The following is an 18,375-nucleotide window of genomic DNA, read 5'->3' on the forward strand; positions in this document are numbered from 1 at the left end:
TCAAGCGTTACTATAAAGTTTTGCTCCTGCGAGAAAATAAACCATGCCGAAAACTTGGATTCTGAAAATAGATAACTATTTCAATGCCAACCCGAATTGCATTATCGCCACTGCCCACATTGATAAATTCCCCACGGACTTACCCCTAGAACCTAACATCCGCGAACCCAACCGCAGAAGTGCAACTTACAGGCAAATCTTTGACTCCTTGACGACTCAACCCGCCAAATTCTTCGAGCGTCACAGTGGTATAGTCCTCTGTGCCAATAAGGTTAAACCCAATAAGAACAAAACTGAACTGGAACTAGAAATACTCGAAGCTTCCGAGGGGGGTAGCGATGGCATCATCAATGGCGGTCACACAGTTCTAGCATTTGAGCAAGCGAGAAATTACAAATATGACCTCAGCCAAGCCAAAGTCAAAGTTACCATCCACATTGGTTTAAATGAAGTAGAAGCTAAAGATATTGCTCTAGCTTCCAATACCACTTCCCCCGTAGATTCTCGCTCCAAAGTCAACGCCAGGGGTGATTATGAATTTATCAAGCAGTATTTAGCCGAGTTAGAAAGAACGGAAGATAGAAAGTTTAGAGTTGCCTATTACCAGAACCAAACTGGCGCTCCCAGAAATGCCCAGTGTAATGTTACTCACCTATTCAAATTAATCAACTGCCTGGACAGAAACAGGTACAACCCTGATAGCAATAAAAGAACGAAGCATCCTACGGGTACAAATACCCCCAGTCACATCACAGATACTGAGAGGGAAAGATTGAATAAGCTACTCCCTCTGCTTTCGCAAGCTATGTGGATTGAACAAAGATTGTATGAAATTGTTCAAGAGCATATCAGCAACCCCAGAAGAAAGGGTGTAAATGATTTAGCATCAATCGATACAAGAAAAAATACTCTGCTTCCCGATAGTAAGTATTCCTTTGGGTTTGGTGCGCCAACTGATTTGGCATTACCTATAGTTGCCTCCTATCGGGTCTTCCTGGATGAGGATTACAACTGGATTATTCCTTTTGAGGAGTTGGCTGAGAACTTCCTGCAACATCTGTGGGGGAATCATTATCGTAAATACTTGGTTTCTGAGAAAATGGCAGGGAATACAGTCGGAACTAAAGTCAGTCGCTCTCAAGAGCTTTGGGAGAGTTTGTATATCTCTGCCCAAAGTTATCTGAATCAGCATCTCATGAAAATGGTGAATTCCAGCAAACGCAATTCCTTCGCGTTGACGGCAAAATAGGCTGTGCATTGATTGCCGCTTTTTTTGGCACAGAAAGCGGTGAAAAATATTCAATCAGGTCAATATCATGTCTGAATCTGAAAACTTTGACTTTGAACTTCAAGCTGAACAACTAGCAAAATTCGCCAGAGAACAAATGTCTGAAGAAAAAACTGAATTTTTCAATGATATTTGGCAAGAAGCTGGTGTGAAAGATGTTCGCAAGATGACTATTCAAGACGCGAGACGAACATTAGCCATTTTGTCAAACAGCGAGGCATCGATTGAGTTTGTCAAGGTATTTTATGGGCAGGCCATAACCAACGGTATGCCCTCCCATGTAGTGAATTTCATTCTGCAAAGTGACACAGATGGTGATGGACGGACTCTGGCACAGGAAATATTTGTAGATGGCACAAATCCTTTTCGTGCTGACCACCCAGTTCCACAACAGCAATATTTTTGGGAAAAAAGTAATGATTTAGACCTAGAATTGTAACCGTAATAACCGAACAGACAAAAGTATTAGATCAAGATAGTAATAAAGTTGATTGTTTTTGATTTGACTTGTGAGTATTCTTTCTTTAACGTTTACTGGTGAAGAAAGATGCAGCTTTTGGATTATGAACTGGAACAGAGTAAACTCGGCTTTACTGGCGAATCAAGAACAACAGAGTGGGATGAAATAGATTTATCCACTCCTGAAAACCGTAAAGAATTGATGGAAGTTTTGATTTGCCAAAAGGCTAAAAGAGGCGAGGATATTACCCAGTGTCTTAAGGTATTGGATTACCTCAAAAGACGAACTGGCGAAAATAAACTATACGACATCCTGGCTCAAGAAGTCAGAGAAAGATCCATATTCAACTCATTGCAAAGAGTCTGCATCACTTCCTTTGCAATTCTGGGGATGATTGCGTTCTCTCATGGGGTGTTGTCACGTTCCCAAACCCAGAACCCCACCGTCTCTAATTCTGTAGAACGCAATCAATTTTTTTCAGAGGGCGATGCCTTCTCTACGAGACGCTCCGCGAAAGGCGATCGCGGCCATTTCACTCACAACGAACAAAAAGGTAAAATTCAGGGTCAATTCAAATCCGATGAATAGTAGTCAAACCCTGAATTGTTTACCAATAGGTGGTTTCCTTATCAAAGGGCAAGCTATCGGCAGGTTCACAGTTCCGCAAGTCTATAGCCATTTGCTTCAGCCGTTGACCGTATGTTTTGCTAGAAGCAATTCTTTCCTGCATTTGTTCTTCACCAAAGTTGATACCTTGTTCGGCATATTTTGCAGACACCGCATTGTAATTATCAACATCTATTTTCTTGCGTCGTTCCATTTCTTCCAACCAGTTCTCACTGATGCCCTTTTGAAGCGCTTGCTCCACATATTCGGGTTTGAGAGAGCCATCTGGGTTAAACTGTTGCTTTTCTTCGGCGGTGAAGAAATCGTAGGCAGTATACACAGGCCACGGCTCTGGGTCTGTTTCGTCTAAAAGTTTCCACTCATCATACTCTTGTTTCGCTCTTAGAGCATAGTCGTCAATTGCGGCTGGATTTCTCCCTTGAGATATTTTTTGTTGTCTAACCTCATCTTTCATTGTTCCATCAGCATTAAATTCTTTTTTGTTCATATTAATCCAACGTTTAATTCGTGACATATCAAACCTCCAAAAATTACAATAAACTAAAAATTTATGACCTTAGAGTTCAAACACTTTGATACTAGATTAAATCAATGGATTCATACTGACGGAGATAGCAAGAATCCTGATTCCATTTTAACTGAAAAGTTAGATAATACACTACTTGAATCTTACTTTCCAGGTAAAGATTTTTCTTTTGGACATATTGATGAATATAGTAAAGCAGAAGATTTACAAAATCATCCAGATGGTCACGTTCTGCTGTTATCTTCAAAAACTCGATTGCTCTATGGAGAACCAGAATGTTTGGAAGTAATTGAGAAACTTTGTCCAGACCGGAAAGACCGGGGGGCTTATGGTTCAATATTTTTAGGTTCTTGCAAAGATTCAATCAATGAGAAATTAAATGTTCTGGTAGTAGACGATAGTACAGGCGAAAATGGGGGAGTGATTGAGGATAAGGTTGCGTGGAAATTGGTAGGAGATTGCTACGGTCAAATTTCCACAGAGCTATATGATAAGGTTACCAAAAGAGAAGAACAACAAGATAAAACTTATCGTGTAATTCAGCATCGCTTTGGTTGGAAAGAAGGTGATGGAGAAGATACTAAGTATCGTTTTGGCAAAGGGACATTGCGACCCTACAAACTAAATATAATAGAATATGCAAATCTTAATAATAAACCCAAAATTGACCTAATTATTCCTGTATCCAGTTTCAAAGGCACGGACAAAGATAACCCAGATAGACCAAGTAAACCACAGATCAAACCAGGGCTATACCAGCAAAATATTTGGTTAGGTGAAAAAGCCCAATCAGAGAAGGGTAAAACTGCCATATCTCAATTACTGGCATCATTCCCCCAAGGAATCAAAGACTTCGCGGAGGAACTGGAACTACAAGCTCAACAACTAGCAGAAGTTCAAGATGACCCTAGAAAGGTGGCTGAACTGTACTGTGAGAAGTATGAAAAACGCAAAGCCTTTACTGAGGAACAAAAGGCATCTATACAGCAAGAAATAATTACGCCAGAAATTAAGGAAACTTTTGTCAAACAACTAGATTTATTTAGTCCTGAAGAAAATCAGTTAGATGATGAAGCTGAAAAAGAGCAAGATGATTCCTTAATGTATAAAATTATAAAATCAGATTTGCTAGGACATAATCAACTTATAGAAACTGAGAAGGTTAAACAAGAGTTAAATAAATTTATCCAGAATGAATGGCGTGATATTGCTGTTGGTAAAACACTGACTTTTGACCGGGGAATGATTATTCCTTCTAAGGAATTGAAAAATGGGGAAATTTGTGTGCCTTGGATGGATGAAGGCGAAAAAGTCCTTAACTTTCGTTCTCCTTTTCTTAACTCTAATGGGTTATGTGTTTCTGTTAACAAGCATATTGAAGACCGTCTAGCTCCAGATGGTAAAGCTTTAAAAGGAATCATCGTAGTTAATGATGAAGATCATAAACGAATACAAGCAAGATTGGAAGCTGGTGAAGTTGCACCAATAGAAACGGAATCTGAACGTCAGGCTAGAGATTTTGATGGTGACTGCATTGGTGTCGCTCAAGCAAGTAAATACCCCAATTTTACAGCAGAAGCTGAATACAGAAACAAGCCCGAAAATGCATACTCTCCCACAGTCAAGCTGAAAAAGCAATCATTTTATAGGGAAGATAAAACCCAACCACCCTTTGAAGAAATTGCCATCCACATGAGCGACAGCATCAGCGTGGGGATCATTAATAATCAAGTTACAGCCTTGGAAGCATTGGAGTCAGAAATTGAAGTTCTCAATACTTATGGCACACCGGAGCTAAAATCACAATATTTAGACCAAGTTTCCCATCATTATCAAAGTTTATTTGAACAAGAACGTTACGACAAACCCAAACCAATTAGGTCAGAATATAAACCCTATATGGAAAAGTTTGTAGCCCTAGCCGAAAATCCTCATAGAACGCCAGAGATTATACAACAGGCGATGGATGTAAACCGTCAAATGTATCGCAGTATGATTGAAGAAGGTTGTTATCAGAACCAAATAGCGGTAGATTTATTCAAAAGTGCCAAAACACCTGATATGGATTTAGTCAGGGAGAATCAACGCTATTTATATCGTGACGTTAATTATATTAAAGATAAAAAATCAAAAGCTGCTTATTTAAACACTGGTATTACTCCCAAAGGCTACTCACCTGTAGAATTATTAATCAGCCAAACTAATAAATACTTTGAAAATTCCCAACTCGAATCTCGTCCCATAGTCCAATTCCAAGATTTGTTCAAGGAAGTAGAATTCACCCCACAGCAAAGATTTTCTGCCATCTTAGCCAAGCAGGAATTTGACCAGAAATTTAATGCAGCTACAGCAATGGAGCGACGACGGGAAACTGAGCGCGGACCATCTGCCATAATTCAAACACAGCAAGGAGCGCAACTAGAAATTACTAACTTAACTCGCTATGGTCATCCGGGGATTTGGAATGGCCAAAGGTTGAATATTGAGCTTAAAGAAATCTCCGAACAATATCGCAGTCGGGAACGCCCTCACAAATTAATGGCGATCGCTCAAATTGATGGAGAGGTCGAAGATGGTAAACCTAAATATCGCAGATTAGGAACAGTCAGCCAGCAGTCAGTAGAAGATTACAATTTAAAACCAGGAATGGTCACGGCTGGGGCTTTTCTCAAGGAAATTCAACCAGAATTGAGTCGGGGGCAAACCTCGTTACTATTTCAGCAAGCTTACCAAAGTGCAGAAGCATTTCGTGCTTCTATCCCGGAGTCTGAGAGATTATCGGCGGCAGCAGCAGCTTGGAGTATATCAGCTACCAGACAAGATGAGGTAGAAGATAAGCAACGAGATGTCCAGAAAAAAGTATCTAATTTCGCCTTTGCTGCTTTCCCGGATGAAATTGTGTCACGCCTGAAAGAATTGCAATTTACAGACATGAAATTGGTGACGCTTGACAATGAGGCGAACAATTTCAAGGGTAAAGCTTGGAACCCAGATGAGAAATACCCAATAGAAATTAGGGCTAGTGATCATCCACAGGATCATGAACGTTATGGCTCTCGACTCGTATTTGTACAAGACGATGCTGGGGAGTACAAAGAATTTGCCATGTTGGAACCAAGGACAAGTCAGTTACCCATTGGGACAAAGGCTCAAGCCAACATAGTGCCTGGGGAAACCTATACAGCCATTGGTACTGTCGAGCAACCAGGGAAAGCTCCCGTTGAGTTTACGATCAGAGAAATTAGTAAATTCTCTTATGCGGGGCGTGAGTTTCATGCCGAACCAGCCAACCTTTCAATTGGGACAGTACCCGTTCCTAATCAAGCGGTAAAAATTCAACTGGATGGGAAAACACTTGGGGAATTAGATGCTGATTCAGTTAAACAACTTCAACAAGTTAATTATCTCAAGAATGGCAATCAACTCAACCTGAAACTCACACCTATTGGTGATGGTAATAAAACCACAACTTTAATTGGTGAATCGCCCCAAGGCAACTTGTTAAAAATTAATAGAGTTGATGTATATGATTTTAAAAATGAACCTTTTGATCAATCTGAATATAGAAAGGTAAATTTAGAAATTCCCCAATCAAAGACCAGGGATGCTGTATTTCTAGATGGTAAACCATTGGGAGTGTTGCATTTCAAGAAGGACAAGGAAGCACTTAAAGACTTGGGAGTTCTGCAATTTGGTCAGCTGACCGAAGTACCAGCTACACTGCAAAGTAATTTTTCTCATACCTTTGTGAAAATTGACCCCAGCACAGTTGAATATTCTGAAGTTTGGACTAAGGAAAGTCAAGCATTTCCAGATAAGCGAGTTGTAGCTTCACCACAACAGGAAATGATTGATAAAAGTGCGCCGTTATTGCAAAAGGTTAAAGAACGCCCCACTTTTTTGTTTACTACTCCAGAAGATAAAATGCTGGGGATCATGGGGATGGTGGTAGATGACCATAAGGTTGAAACTGTCACCCAGTGGCTAGAAAAACAAGATGTAACTTTTACTCAAGTACCAGCACAACTTGAAAATAAGAAAGGATTGGCGGTGTTTAACTTGGTGACTGCCTCCATACCAGACCAAACAGCCGCAGCGATGACAAGGAAGTTTGGGGAAATAATTGAGTCCAGAGATGAATATCAGCAAAAAATCCATTCTTTACCAAATCGACCGAAATCTTTAAAAACACCTGAGCAACCAATTTTTAAACAAACTGCAATTAGTCAACCACAAACCATATCTGGTAAACCTATCCCAATGAACTATCCCCTGATTATGCGAGGCGAATCAAATTCTCTTCCAGTGGATACTTGCATTGATGCCATGCGGGGATATGGCAGGACTCACACCACTAGAGCTTATGAACCTTACAAACAGTATGGATTTAAAGAAGGTGATATTGCAATCGCGTCTGGGGGAGGTAAGGAAGTAGCCTTTCGAGTGGGCAAGCAGTACCAAATCACTCAACAGATGATGTCTGACCCCACTTACCAACAGCAATGGGCGCAAATGGAAAAGCATTCAGCCAAAGCATTACCAGAATTATTTACGGGAAAACAGAAGGTATGGGGGCTACAGATGGAACCTCTGGGGGATTATGTTGATGGCAAAATTGTTGCCTTTCCTACACCCAAGATTGAGAAAAATGATCCTGTGCCAATTAATCGCCAAAATATTAATAAACCAGTGACTATTGATGAGTTGAGAGATTGGTACAAAGCTGCTGAAAAGTTGGGTAAACCAGATGAATATAAACAGAGGATTGTGGAGGTTGTTAATGAATTTAAACAAAGTCAAAAACTTTCAGACAAAGCTTTTGCAGCCATGAATCAGGATACTCACGAGTACCAATCCATTAGCCAAATTACTCAAATTGCTCAAAAAATTGGCTCAGTTATGGGTAAACCTGGAGCCGATGGTTCTACTCAAGTTCAAGGAAAAGTATACGACATTTCTTTTAATGCTCAACAAGAAGATTTAACCATTTTTACTAAAGATAAAAATATAATTCTTGATATTAAAGCTGGACGACTACAGACTAATCAATTTTCTCCAGAAATAGTAAGTTTTTTCAATGAGACAAATGTAAAAATTGATGAATATTTAAATAGAAATCAGCAGGAAAGTATTGAACGCTAGCCGGGTACTTAAAAGTTGATGCAGATTAAGATGTTCGAGTATTGGTGGAAGTCAGTAATCCAGCCTCCTGCTTGGTTAATGGCCTCACTAACATGGGCAGTCATCTGAATCCGTTCTGCTTTGGTAAAGCTATCCAGGCGTAGAAACTGTTGCTTAACCATAAGCTAACCTCCTAAATACGTATATGAGGTACAATAAAATGTCTGACATTTTTTCCTAGCAAACTTTCATATGTACCTTATGCACACGCAACCTAATTATTAGTTTTTCGATTTTTTGGAGGAAAAGAAAATGAATAAATTCACTTGTGCGATGATGGTTGGGGCAGTATTGTCAATTAGTGCGCCGGCTTATGCTGAAAGTCGTGCCGTTAATATCAGTGTTGGCAGTATTGGTGGTTCTCTAGATAATGCCGCTTTGCGAACAATTCGCCAAGTGATAGGGTTTGCGGTCGGCACTGGCACTGTCGATAAATTCATTGTTTATAGTCCTAGAAATGGTTCTCCTATTCCCATAGAAGGGGGTTTAACTGCTTGTGCAGAAGCTGGCTTCGGCATCAGTGAAGCCAGATTTAAGGCTTTTATCCAACAGTTGCGTTCAATTACACCCCGCTCAGGAACTTTCTTCAACTTAGAACCTACCGCCAGCTGTAAACTCAACTAAGAATGTTGGTATTTAATCCTTTTGTATCACTTTTAGAAAGCATTATCAAAGCCTGATTCTGAAATTCTGAATTAGTCAAGGTTTAAAGCTTTATTTTCTACTAGAAACTAAAATGTTAAGCAAAAAACCTGGAAAATAAAGTTCTTAAAAGTTCTTAAAGGTTTTTAGCTATTGGATTCTCCCTGTTTGATACAAGAGGATTAACTGCTGTAGATTCACTCAAACCTTAGCAAGACAGCAAGAAAGTCCAGTTTGGCTTCTAGCTCAACATTTTCTTGCTTCTGATTATTTTTTCGGCACAGAAATAGTCAATGCTATTTTAACCCGTGCAAAAAGTTGAGGCAGATATTTATAGAATCGCCCATCTCGTAGAAACATTGCATCGATGGTACAGCTACCACAGTTTTCTCCAGGGGCAGGAACTGCAACCGATAGTACAGCTGCGTCTGAAACACCAGCCCAGGGTAAGTGTCCGAGAGGAGCTTGCTTCAGTGAATAATTGAGTTCGGATTCATTCAGCCAGTCGCTGCTGATGAAATCGTTTTCGGTTCGAGGAACTTGAAGTTTCCAACCGACGCGATCGCGAAAGGTATTGGCGGCAGTTTCGGAATTGTTCGGATGAGATGCTATTACCTCTTGCCAAATCTTTGCTTGGACACTGAGTCCAAACCGTCCATCACTAGCTACTAACCAAGCTCGATCAATCTCTTGAATCAAATCTAGGGGTATAGTACCAGCGTTCGGTCCAAAGAGGTCTTTTTGAGGTGATAAGAGACGGCGGGTTTCTTGATCGGCCGCACTCCAGTTTTTAGAATTGAGCAACTGCTGGAGTTTTGCTGTTGCTTTGGTTGTGCTTGTTCCACTACCAGCAGAATTTTTAGTTGTGATATGTTGCTCTAACAAATTAATGATTTGGGTTTTATTAAGTTGTCGAGCCAAGTCTAGAGCAGTCTTACCTTCCTTATCTTTGAGGTCAACCCTAGCATTTTTACTGAGAAATAATGTTACCAATTCCGGTCCAAAAAAACTTTGTTCCTCCAATACTGCTTGGTGCAGAGGTGTTCTTCTTAAATTATCTTGAACATTTAAATCTGCATTAGCCGCAACCAGTAACTGAGCTACTTCCAGATTAACATCATATAAAGGGGTTTTACCTTCAGCATCTTGTAAGTTAACTTTTGCTCCTCGCTCCAAAAGCAGTTTAACTAAAGTGGGTTGGAAGCGATGTACGTGGAGCGGAGTTTGCCCCTGAGCATTGCGGAGATTAACGTCAACTCCCCGATCTAGTAAGAGTTGTATTACTGCTGTTTCAATACCCTGAGAGTGAATCACAGCCCCTTGACGATTTTGGATAGTTAGATCCGCGCCTGCTTCGATTAGTTTCTTGGCGATTTCTAGATGAGATGCTGCGTAGTGCAGTGGTGTCCAGTTTTGATTGCTACGGGCATTTATATCCGCACCACTGCGAATCAATAGCTCGGTAATATCTGCTTTTCCGGAATTGGGAACAAGATGTAGCGGTGTCATTTGCTCTTGATTTCTAGCATTAACATTAGCACCTCCATCTATCAAAAGTTTGATTACAGCAGCCGTTTTTTCACCAAAAACATTATGGAGTGGGGTATTACCATTTTGGTTGCGGACATTAACCTTTGCTCCTCTACTCAGAAGTAATCGCGCATTTTTCTCAGATTTTCCTAAATAATGTAGGGGAGTATCTCCTTTCCCATCCTTGGCGTTTACATTTACCCCAGTTTGGATTAAACCCTCAGCCAGTGCTTCTGTTTCGTCTGTGGATAGTAAAACGTTGAGCGGTAGCCACTTTTCACCCAATATATCGCAGGGTTGATTCAGATTACCTCCTTCGGCGATCGCCTTACCTAATGCTACTGATAAATCGGGAGCAGCACCGAAGGGACTAAATTTTTCCGATAATACTTTGCAAAAAGGAGAGATGGAATTAAAGGTTTTCTTTGCTACCTTAGATTCAACAGCAAATGGTATCATTACCATTGTTCCCAAAGCAGTCAGGGAAATCAGAAAAATTGTCTTGAAGAGATAACGAGATGATTTGTAGTTAAATTTCGCCATTATGATGTAATTTCCTTATTTCCTATAAAAAATTTATAAATTATTAATGCAGCTATTCCCCAAACTTCGATTGTGAGGAAAACAGAGAACGCAAATCGGACATTATTAAAGGATTCAATGCCACTTGTGGCAATCTCTCCATTTTTGACTCATACAAATTATTCATCTATCTTCCCTCCTGGAGACTCCCACCATAGCTGTACAGCTTGGTGGCGAGAGGAAAGGAGGGGCAACACCTAGATTGCATAGCCATAACCATCCTTTTTGTGAATTGTTGTACAGTATTTGTAAGAAATACCTTGAACTAAACCATCTTTGGTGGAAATATTAAAACTGCCTGTGCTTCTGACAGCAATTCTGCCAATGTAAGTACCAATTTTTTTGCCCTTGGTGACAATAGCTTTGACAATATCACCAGTTTGAAAACCTTGGACAAATTTGTGTCTAGGTACATGACGACTAGGAAATCCATATTTGTCAGTCCGACATGACTGCCTAGAACCATGCCCGTTGGCAGTAATTAACAAAGGTCTAATACCTTTGATTTTGAGTATTGGAGTTGATGTACCAACACAAGCAGCATCTAGCCAATGTGATTTATCTAATCCTTGTTGGGTACGGTTAAACTTAGTCAACCCTCCAGAACCAGTTTCTACTGATAAACCAGTTGATTTTAACGTTTCTAGCAGTGCAAACCGAGTAGTATTTACTGCTGCTGCATCAGCTAATGGTTTTTTGGTATGATTGAGGACTTTACTCAATCTAACTGGGTCTTTTTTGAGGAATTGATTAATATCTTTAGTGCCTTTTTTAGTGTTACATTTCTCACAACTTAGAGTTAAATTAGTGATGGAATTTGAACCACCTTTCGCTCTAGGGTGTATGTGTTCAATTTGAAGTGGAACATCTTTGATTCCACAATAAGCACATTCTCTCTGCCACTTTTCTAAGAGGTATTGGCGAGTTTCGTATCCAACTAATTCTCCTTGTTGATATTCTTTTCCTTGAATATCTGGACGACGAATTAGTTGCATGTCAAACTTAACCAATTCTTGACTGATAAATTGAATTGGGGCAATCTTCTGCAACCTATTTACCCAGGTTTTGATATTCTCTATGCGACTTTGTAAGCTTGGTGCTAACCAACCTTCTGGTCTAGTTCTATTCAAAAACCTTGGTTGACGATATCTGGTTTTTCTACTTCTTCTGCTTCTACGTAGTTGTCTTCTCGAAGTTAAAGCATCCCGGATAGTAAATCCTCTATGCTTTAATTCTGCTGCAAATACTACTTCACCTGTTGAATCGTTAACTAATGCAATCCCTGTGTATTTTGCCCCAGGATCTAACTTTAACCTTAGTAGAGACACAGGAATATCAGAACACGATTCCTTCAGAATTAAGGTGAACGGAAATCGTCTATATACTGCTACCTTTTTGTTTCGTAATAATTGTCTTGCTTGTGCTGGATGCACAGGGTTTAGTGGTTGTTTGTTAGTATCAATTACAAATACTTTGCACATTTTGTGCCTCCAATTGCTTGGGTAATGTGAGCCTGGACAATGATTTTTAGGCTTGTTACGTCAACAGCACTGGCTTCACCCATTACACCTGTTTAACTGTTAACCTCAGTGCTACAAACTGGCATCACGTATTTGTAGGTGAGATGACCTGAAAATCGTAGTGCGCGAAACACTTAGTCGGGTAAACTTTGGGCTTTAAAAGCCCCCACCATATTACTTTCAGTAATTGGTGGTGGGTTGTTTACATAGCAAAGCCAATTAGATAATGAATAAGACTCTTAGTTTAATAATTTAGTTGCCGTAGGAATCGCACCTAACTCACAAAATCGCATTGCTCCCCTATGAAATATACAAGTATTTGTTTGGTGTAGAAAATAAAATGGCTAGATAGCACTCTAATTAGAAAAAATCAACCACTCTGCTTGACAGAGTGGCTCAATGTCTTAATGGAGAATCCCAATCACAGCAGCCAGGATTTCTGTCGCTTTCTCATTAGCTGGAATAAATATCCGCTTGCGCCATTGAATTATCTCGGTGAAACATCCAATAGCCACAAGCCTGTCAGCTAAAGGCAAAGCATCAACTAACTCAATTCGTGGTTCACCCGCAACGTAAGAACGCCGCACAGTTACACCACCGGGCAATTGCTGTGAGTACCCTTCGTTTAACACCAGCGAAACCAATTCCCCTGGACTTAACAGTTTGTTCTTCAGTCCCAGCTGTTCAGCCACAGACTGAATATCTTTTGCATTGACTACCCGACCCAGAATTTTCTCGCCATCACTGGTTTGCAGCCTGAAGACTCGACTATTCTTCTGAGGTAGCATTTTCCAAATGGGTAGCAATATGCCCGTGACCAAATGAATATGGTCATTTGTGAATTTGGGTAGTTCATCCACTTCTTTTGACCACGCCGCAACAAATGTATCAGCCGAAACCTGCTGCCAAGTTGATGATTCCAGCTTGTCTCTAGGTACACGAATTTCCTTTTGAGGTCGCACAAGTAAAACCCGTGGCACTACCCCGCCTTCCTCATCGAAGAAACTGTGAGTAGGGATTGATACGGCTGCATTACCAGACTTTTCATTCACCATGAGTTGTCCTTGGTACTGAGTAGCAAACTCAAGTATTTCCTCAGCCGTTCTGATGTTGTTCTGTTGAACTCGCTCAATTTTCAGGTAATTGGTCACGCTCCCAGTGGCAGAATGAGTGTACACAACTTCCTGGCTTTCGATGGTAAACCGTTCAGCCCGAAGTGTTTCCACTCCAACTTCAAAGATTCCATTAGCGATCGCAATCTCAATTTGTTGACTTAACAGCAACTCAAATCGCTCGAAAATCAGATTTTGCATTCCAATTCTCAAGGCCAACAATCGATTGAGGAATTGACGCAAGGGTGGCAGGTCAATTTTCATCCCGCCTTCATGAGAAGTTAGAGATAAACCTGTCATTTGCTCAAATTTACCCAAAGGAACTTCAGCAAATCGACCCTGGAAAATCTGCTTGAATAACTCGTATAAAGCATATTCAGCATAGTTCGACTCTAGATTGTCCTTGGCATTAAACATCCCATTACCGCCTGTTTGCCGTTGACCACGGGTAAGTGCGCCCAAACTGTCCATCCGCCGAGCGATAGTAGAAATGAATCGGCGTTCACCCCTAACATTGGTGGTCACGGGTCTGAACACTGGTGCAGAGGCTTGGTTAGTGCGGTGCGATCGCCCAACACCTTGAATAGCATTGTCAGCCCTCCAGCCAGCTTCCAAAAGATAATGCGATCGCCGTCTACGATTTACAGCATTGAGGTCAGCGTGGTAACTTCTGCCAGTACCACCAGCATCAGAGAAGATGAGTATTTGTTTCTCATCAGCCATGAATGCTGTAGTCTCCGAGATGTTTGCTCCACTACCCCGTGAATCCACAAATAATCGTCCGTTTTCATCCTTAAGGACTCGCTTACTACGCCCTGTGACTTCAGCAACTTGCTTGTGACCGAAATGCCACAATAACTGTTCTAAAGCGCCAGGGATGGGATTAAGGCTTGCCAATCGGTCAACTAGCGCATCTCTCAAAGCTACAGCCTCTTGAGATACAATTGGTGAACCATCGGCATCAAAAGCCGGTTCGGAGCGTTCATCTCCATCTTCACCCGAATGAATTTCGTGTAAGTGGACAGGAAACGCACTTAACAGGTAATCCATAACATACTCACGCGGAGTTAGGTCAAGATTCAAATCCTTCAACTCCGAAGCGGGAACTTCATTGAGTCGCCGTTTCAATAGTTCCTCATTTGTTGAGACTATTTGTACAATCACAGCATGACCTTGGGCGATATCCTGCTCAATGGCTTTGATTAATTGTGGGCATTTCATCCCGGTTAGCAAATGGTTAAAGAACCTTTGCTTGTGAGATTCAAACTGAGACATCGCAGACATTTTAGCCATGCGGTTGTATGTTTTCGCACCGGAGATGTTACACGCTTCTAGTGCTTTGTAAAGATTGTTATGGATAATTTGGAAAGCATCAGCGTAACTGTCATAGATACGTTCTTGAGTCGATGTTAACTCAATTTCTAATGTGTCATATTCTACGCCCTCAAAGGAAAGCGATCGCGCCAAATACAAACCGAGTGCTTTCAAATCCCTGGCAACAACCTCCATTGCTGCAATACCACCGCCCTCGATGGATTCCACAAAATCCTCACGGGAGGTAAATGGGAAGTCTCCAGTCTGCCAAAGTCCCAAACGATTGGTATAAGATAAGTTTGAGACTTTGGTAGCTCCAGTAGCAGAAACGTAAATTACCCGTGCTTTGGCAAGTGCGTTTTGTAACCGAAGTCCAACTATCCCTTGCTGGGATGCTTTGACTAAGCCAATCTTGCCTTCTTGTGCCATTGCATTACCCATTGCGTGGCACTCGTCATAGGCGATCGCACCCTCAAAGTCCTTGCCTGCCCACTCCACAATCTGCTTAAGCCGACTTTTACCGTTCTTTTGCGATCGCAATGTAGAATATGTGCAGAACAGAATGCCTTGTGTGAAGGGGATAGTATCACCCAGCTTGATGTTGCTGAGGTCAATGATGTCCTTTTCAGAACCACCCAGCGCACACCAATCGCGTCGGGCATCCTCAATTAGTGCGGAACTCTTGGAAATCCAAATAGCTTTCTTCCGTCCTTGACACCAATTGTCTAGTAAGATACCAGCGACTTGACGACCCTTACCAGCACCAGTGCCATCACCGAGAAACCAGCCACGGCGAAATCTAACGGCATTTTCTTCGCTATTTGCTGCTACAGTTACATTATCCCACGAATCATCTACCAAGTATGAGCCGGAGAGAAATTCTGAATGGGCTTGACCTGCGTATATCACACTTTCAAGTTGTGCCTCAGATAGCAAGCCTTGAGTGATGATGTGCTGAGGCAAGTGGGGTTTGTAGGTGGGCGCAGGGGGAGAAACAAGAGCTAGTGCTGCACTTTCGCACAGTAGCGACGGATGTGGTTTTGCGTCCTTGATTCGGATTCGCTGTGGGCGATAGGTTTCATACAGGGCATCCTTTAAACCTTCGCTGGCAATCCACTCAATTACCTCATATTCCAGAATAACCACATCTGGGATTTCTGCGGAGGTTTCTGGTTGTGAGACTGTAATACGTTTGGGCAGTGTAACGACTTTCTTAGAGAACGTTGCTACCGCTTTGATAGTTGAACGCTGCCATTGCGATCGCTCTGGCAACTGCTCAATCAATGCCAAAATTTCAGGCAAATCGAGGGTTTCAGGAATACAAGGGATGTCGGCTGGATTAGCGGCTGGGATTTTGTCAATCACCGTAATACGGGTATCCATCTGCGTCCCATGCTTGCTGTAAACTTTCCCATTAACCCCAACCGAAAGCACTACGCTGGCTTTCTCCTGAAACTTAACAAAAGTCTCTCGCCAAGAGGGATTGGCTGGAGAAAACCAGTTTGCAGAAATTGTCACCAGTCGTCCGCGATCGCATAGCCTCTGTAACGCTGAATTAATGTGCCGAGGGGTTGCATCGGGATTCCGCGATCGCAATCCTGGCGATGATGAAAACGGTGGATTCATCAAAACTACAGATGGCTGAGTTTTACCCGCCAGATAGTCATTAATTTGCTCGGCGTTCACAGAGAACAACGGAACGCCAGGGAACAGTCGCCGGATAATCTTCGCCCGATCTTCTGCTAGTTCGTTGAGCATCAGACTTGCACCTTTGAGCTTGGCGAACTGCGCTAGAATACCAGTACCAGCCGATGGTTCTAACACCAAATCATTGCTGGTTATTTGCCCTGCTAATGCTACCAAGTATGCCAGTGGTAAAGGAGTCGAGAACTGCTGTAGTTGCAATTGTTCTTCGCTACGGCGGGTATGAGTCGGGCAAAGTGATTCCAGCAGTTGTAGTTCTTGGAGGGGATTTACAGATAAACCCTTTTGCCGCAGATATAGAATTGCCGCAACTTCGACCGCCTCGTATGCATCTTTCCACTGCCACGCACCCTCTGCCGCAGTGCCGAGGAAATATCGGTTCATCTGCGATTGGATTGTTTTGGTGGAAAGGGATCGGTTATCGATCAGATATTTGGTAAGTTCTTGAGCAATGCTAACTATTGACTGCCCGTAATCCAGAACTGTTTGTACGTCGAACAGAGAAGCCTGTGTAGCGATTTGGCTTACCATACTTATTTATAAATTAATTTTTCGTTGCAATTTGGCGTAGCCTTAGTAGTTTTGGAAATTGCCCAGAACAGCTATCAAATCAAACTCAATTGTCTAAGGTAGATTTCTGCTGAATGCTCTCGTTCAATCCACTCAAAAGCACGTTTAAGGGTGAAAACAAATTCTTGCCAGGACTGCGGCGGCGGGATGTTGCGAGATGTTTAGTCAGCCGCATATTTGTTTACCAAAATAGCTAACTCAATCATGTGTGAATAGGTATCAAATGCTAATTCGTGGCACTGAAAACGTATTTTCCTTTTGAGTTTCTCAGGTGATGTTTTCCAGAAAATACTCCAGTAAATTCTCTGATACTCGTCAGAAAGTGCAATCGCTGCTTGTAGATGTTGTCTTGCGATGGCAAAATCTGGGTCATCTGGGGCAGATTTCAGTGCAACTACCAATGCACAGTGTGCTGCTTGCATTGTCTTAAATTTTTAAAATGACCTTTTTTGAATTTGAGCAAAGCGACTTGACTAAACAGAGCGACAGCTTAATGTGTGCGGTAAACGAAGCTATGTCGCCTTTGCTTATCGCTCTGTTTAGGTGTGTTTAAATTCACGCTTGCCAGCCTTGTCTTTGCAATATTTCGTTCAAGCGATTTTGGGATTTATCCTTTAGATGACTTGCAAATTCTGCTGACATATAGTTTTGATTTTCTAGCTCTAACAAGTCTTTTTTGATAGATTTAACCAAACATTTGTCACACAAACATTCAAAAGGTTGCAAATATTCTGAATCGCCGCACTTATCGCACCCTATTAAGAGTACAATCTTGATAGTTTCCATGTTTTTTCTCCTATTTAAACTTGTCAAATTTCAAACTAATCAAATTCTTTGAGCGCAACTGTACGCCTATTTCTGCAAATATAGGTACACAGTTTGTTTAGTTAAGCACTTTTCTTGCGAGGTTTACTGCGCTTGCGAGGTTCAGTCTTAGCCGTTGATTGAACGCTGTCGCCGGATTTCTTGGGTTTGCTACGACGCTTGGTTTGCGGTTGTATTTCTTGTGCAGGTGGTAGTAATCTCAAGGTAGGGAATGGTAATACTACTGTTTGTGGTTCGCCTATTTTGGGTTTACAATCTGTTTGCAACTCCCAAGGGTCAGGAATTTGTTCAAATTTGTCAATATCTTTGGTTTCTGCAACTGGTGAAGGGGGTTGTGCAGAAATCACGGTATATTGAGATTGAGGGTGTAACAAGAAAAGTCCATTGATAAAATCGTTGAGCATTAAAACAATCATTGCCCAAAAGATAATTTCAATAGCTAGAGTGAGTATGTTTTGAATATCCATTATTTTTGTCCAAAATATTTTCACTGA

At 41.4% G+C, this 18,375-nt stretch carries 13 protein-coding genes; 5 read left to right on the forward strand and 8 right to left on the reverse strand.

What is annotated here, in order from left to right:
- Window positions 1-43: 43 nt before the first annotated feature.
- From AACX33_RS08230 to AACX33_RS08240, 3 genes are all read left to right on the forward strand, one after another.
- Entirely contained in the window at window positions 44-1,249 is a 1,206-nt protein-coding gene (locus AACX33_RS08230) for an AIPR family protein (RefSeq protein WP_227788926.1), read from the forward strand.
- Between the two features lie 67 nt (window positions 1,250-1,316).
- On the forward strand, window positions 1,317-1,727 hold the full coding sequence (locus AACX33_RS08235) for a hypothetical protein (RefSeq protein ID WP_227788927.1): 411 nt from the start codon (window positions 1,317-1,319) through the stop codon (window positions 1,725-1,727).
- Between the two features lie 108 nt (window positions 1,728-1,835).
- A complete protein-coding gene (locus AACX33_RS08240; RefSeq protein WP_227788928.1) occupies window positions 1,836-2,336 on the forward strand; it encodes a hypothetical protein in 501 nt (166 codons plus the stop codon).
- A gap of 19 nt (window positions 2,337-2,355) precedes the next feature.
- On the opposite strand, the gene AACX33_RS08245 is transcribed toward AACX33_RS08240, so the two are convergent.
- On the reverse strand, window positions 2,356-2,889 hold the full coding sequence (locus AACX33_RS08245) for a hypothetical protein (RefSeq protein WP_227788929.1): 534 nt from the start codon (window positions 2,887-2,889) through the stop codon (window positions 2,356-2,358).
- A 36-nt stretch (window positions 2,890-2,925) separates the two neighbouring features.
- Here AACX33_RS08245 and AACX33_RS08250 point away from each other — a divergent pair, with 36 nt between their 5' ends.
- Window positions 2,926-8,043, forward strand: a complete 5,118-nt coding sequence (locus tag AACX33_RS08250) for a hypothetical protein (RefSeq protein ID WP_227788930.1) — start codon at window positions 2,926-2,928, stop codon at window positions 8,041-8,043.
- An 8-nt stretch (window positions 8,044-8,051) separates the two neighbouring features.
- Here AACX33_RS08250 and AACX33_RS08255 read toward each other — a convergent pair whose 3' ends face one another.
- Window positions 8,052-8,204 carry a hypothetical protein gene (locus AACX33_RS08255; RefSeq protein ID WP_227788931.1) on the reverse strand — a complete coding sequence of 51 codons (153 nt, stop codon included), beginning with the start codon at window positions 8,202-8,204 and terminating at the stop codon, window positions 8,052-8,054.
- 130 nt (window positions 8,205-8,334) lie between these two features.
- Here AACX33_RS08255 and AACX33_RS08260 point away from each other — a divergent pair, with 130 nt between their 5' ends.
- Complete coding sequence (locus AACX33_RS08260; RefSeq protein WP_227788932.1) at window positions 8,335-8,706, forward strand: hypothetical protein; 372 nt, start codon at window positions 8,335-8,337, stop codon at window positions 8,704-8,706.
- A gap of 285 nt (window positions 8,707-8,991) precedes the next feature.
- Here AACX33_RS08260 and AACX33_RS08265 read toward each other — a convergent pair whose 3' ends face one another.
- The 6 genes from AACX33_RS08265 to AACX33_RS08290 form a co-directional block, all read right to left on the reverse strand.
- Window positions 8,992-10,797 carry an ankyrin repeat domain-containing protein gene (locus AACX33_RS08265; protein WP_227788933.1) on the reverse strand — a complete coding sequence of 602 codons (1,806 nt, stop codon included), beginning with the start codon at window positions 10,795-10,797 and terminating at the stop codon, window positions 8,992-8,994.
- A gap of 236 nt (window positions 10,798-11,033) precedes the next feature.
- Complete coding sequence (gene iscB / locus AACX33_RS08270) at window positions 11,034-12,317, reverse strand: RNA-guided endonuclease IscB (protein WP_227788934.1); 1,284 nt, start codon at window positions 12,315-12,317, stop codon at window positions 11,034-11,036.
- A 443-nt stretch (window positions 12,318-12,760) separates the two neighbouring features.
- A complete protein-coding gene (locus tag AACX33_RS08275) occupies window positions 12,761-17,017 on the reverse strand; it encodes a strawberry notch-like NTP hydrolase domain-containing protein (RefSeq protein ID WP_227788935.1) in 4,257 nt (1,418 codons plus the stop codon).
- Between the two features lie 200 nt (window positions 17,018-17,217).
- A complete protein-coding gene (locus tag AACX33_RS08280) occupies window positions 17,218-17,478 on the reverse strand; it encodes a hypothetical protein (RefSeq protein ID WP_227788936.1) in 261 nt (86 codons plus the stop codon).
- A gap of 133 nt (window positions 17,479-17,611) precedes the next feature.
- Window positions 17,612-17,842, reverse strand: coding sequence for a hypothetical protein (locus tag AACX33_RS08285; protein ID WP_227788937.1), 231 nt, complete (start codon window positions 17,840-17,842; stop codon window positions 17,612-17,614).
- A 101-nt stretch (window positions 17,843-17,943) separates the two neighbouring features.
- Window positions 17,944-18,348 (reverse strand): hypothetical protein, encoded by a 405-nt coding sequence (locus AACX33_RS08290; protein ID WP_227788938.1) that lies wholly within the window; start codon window positions 18,346-18,348, stop codon window positions 17,944-17,946.
- Window positions 18,349-18,375: the final 27 nt, after the last annotated feature.

The organism is Nodularia sp. LEGE 04288 (genome assembly GCF_963896525.1).
Lineage (GTDB): Bacteria > Cyanobacteriota > Cyanobacteriia > Cyanobacteriales > Nostocaceae > Nodularia.

Bases quoted from the DNA above. Each gene is read 5' to 3' on its own strand.
- AACX33_RS08230 (WP_227788926.1), top strand. From the start codon at position 44: ATGCCGAAAACTTGGATTCTGAAAATAGATAACTATTTCAATGCCAAC.
- AACX33_RS08255 (WP_227788931.1), bottom strand. From the start codon at position 8,204: ATGGTTAAGCAACAGTTTCTACGCCTGGATAGCTTTACCAAAGCAGAA.
- AACX33_RS08275 (WP_227788935.1), bottom strand. From the start codon at position 17,017: ATGGTAAGCCAAATCGCTACACAGGCTTCTCTGTTCGACGTACAAACA.
- AACX33_RS08245 (WP_227788929.1), bottom strand. From the start codon at position 2,889: ATGTCACGAATTAAACGTTGGATTAATATGAACAAAAAAGAATTTAAT.
- iscB (WP_227788934.1), bottom strand. From the start codon at position 12,317: ATGTGCAAAGTATTTGTAATTGATACTAACAAACAACCACTAAACCCT.
- AACX33_RS08290 (WP_227788938.1), bottom strand. From the start codon at position 18,348: ATGGATATTCAAAACATACTCACTCTAGCTATTGAAATTATCTTTTGG.
- AACX33_RS08260 (WP_227788932.1), top strand. From the start codon at position 8,335: ATGAATAAATTCACTTGTGCGATGATGGTTGGGGCAGTATTGTCAATT.
- AACX33_RS08240 (WP_227788928.1), top strand. From the start codon at position 1,836: ATGCAGCTTTTGGATTATGAACTGGAACAGAGTAAACTCGGCTTTACT.
- AACX33_RS08235 (WP_227788927.1), top strand. From the start codon at position 1,317: ATGTCTGAATCTGAAAACTTTGACTTTGAACTTCAAGCTGAACAACTA.
- AACX33_RS08265 (WP_227788933.1), bottom strand. From the start codon at position 10,797: ATGGCGAAATTTAACTACAAATCATCTCGTTATCTCTTCAAGACAATT.
- AACX33_RS08285 (WP_227788937.1), bottom strand. From the start codon at position 17,842: ATGGAAACTATCAAGATTGTACTCTTAATAGGGTGCGATAAGTGCGGC.
- AACX33_RS08250 (WP_227788930.1), top strand. From the start codon at position 2,926: ATGACCTTAGAGTTCAAACACTTTGATACTAGATTAAATCAATGGATT.
- AACX33_RS08280 (WP_227788936.1), bottom strand. From the start codon at position 17,478: ATGCAAGCAGCACACTGTGCATTGGTAGTTGCACTGAAATCTGCCCCA.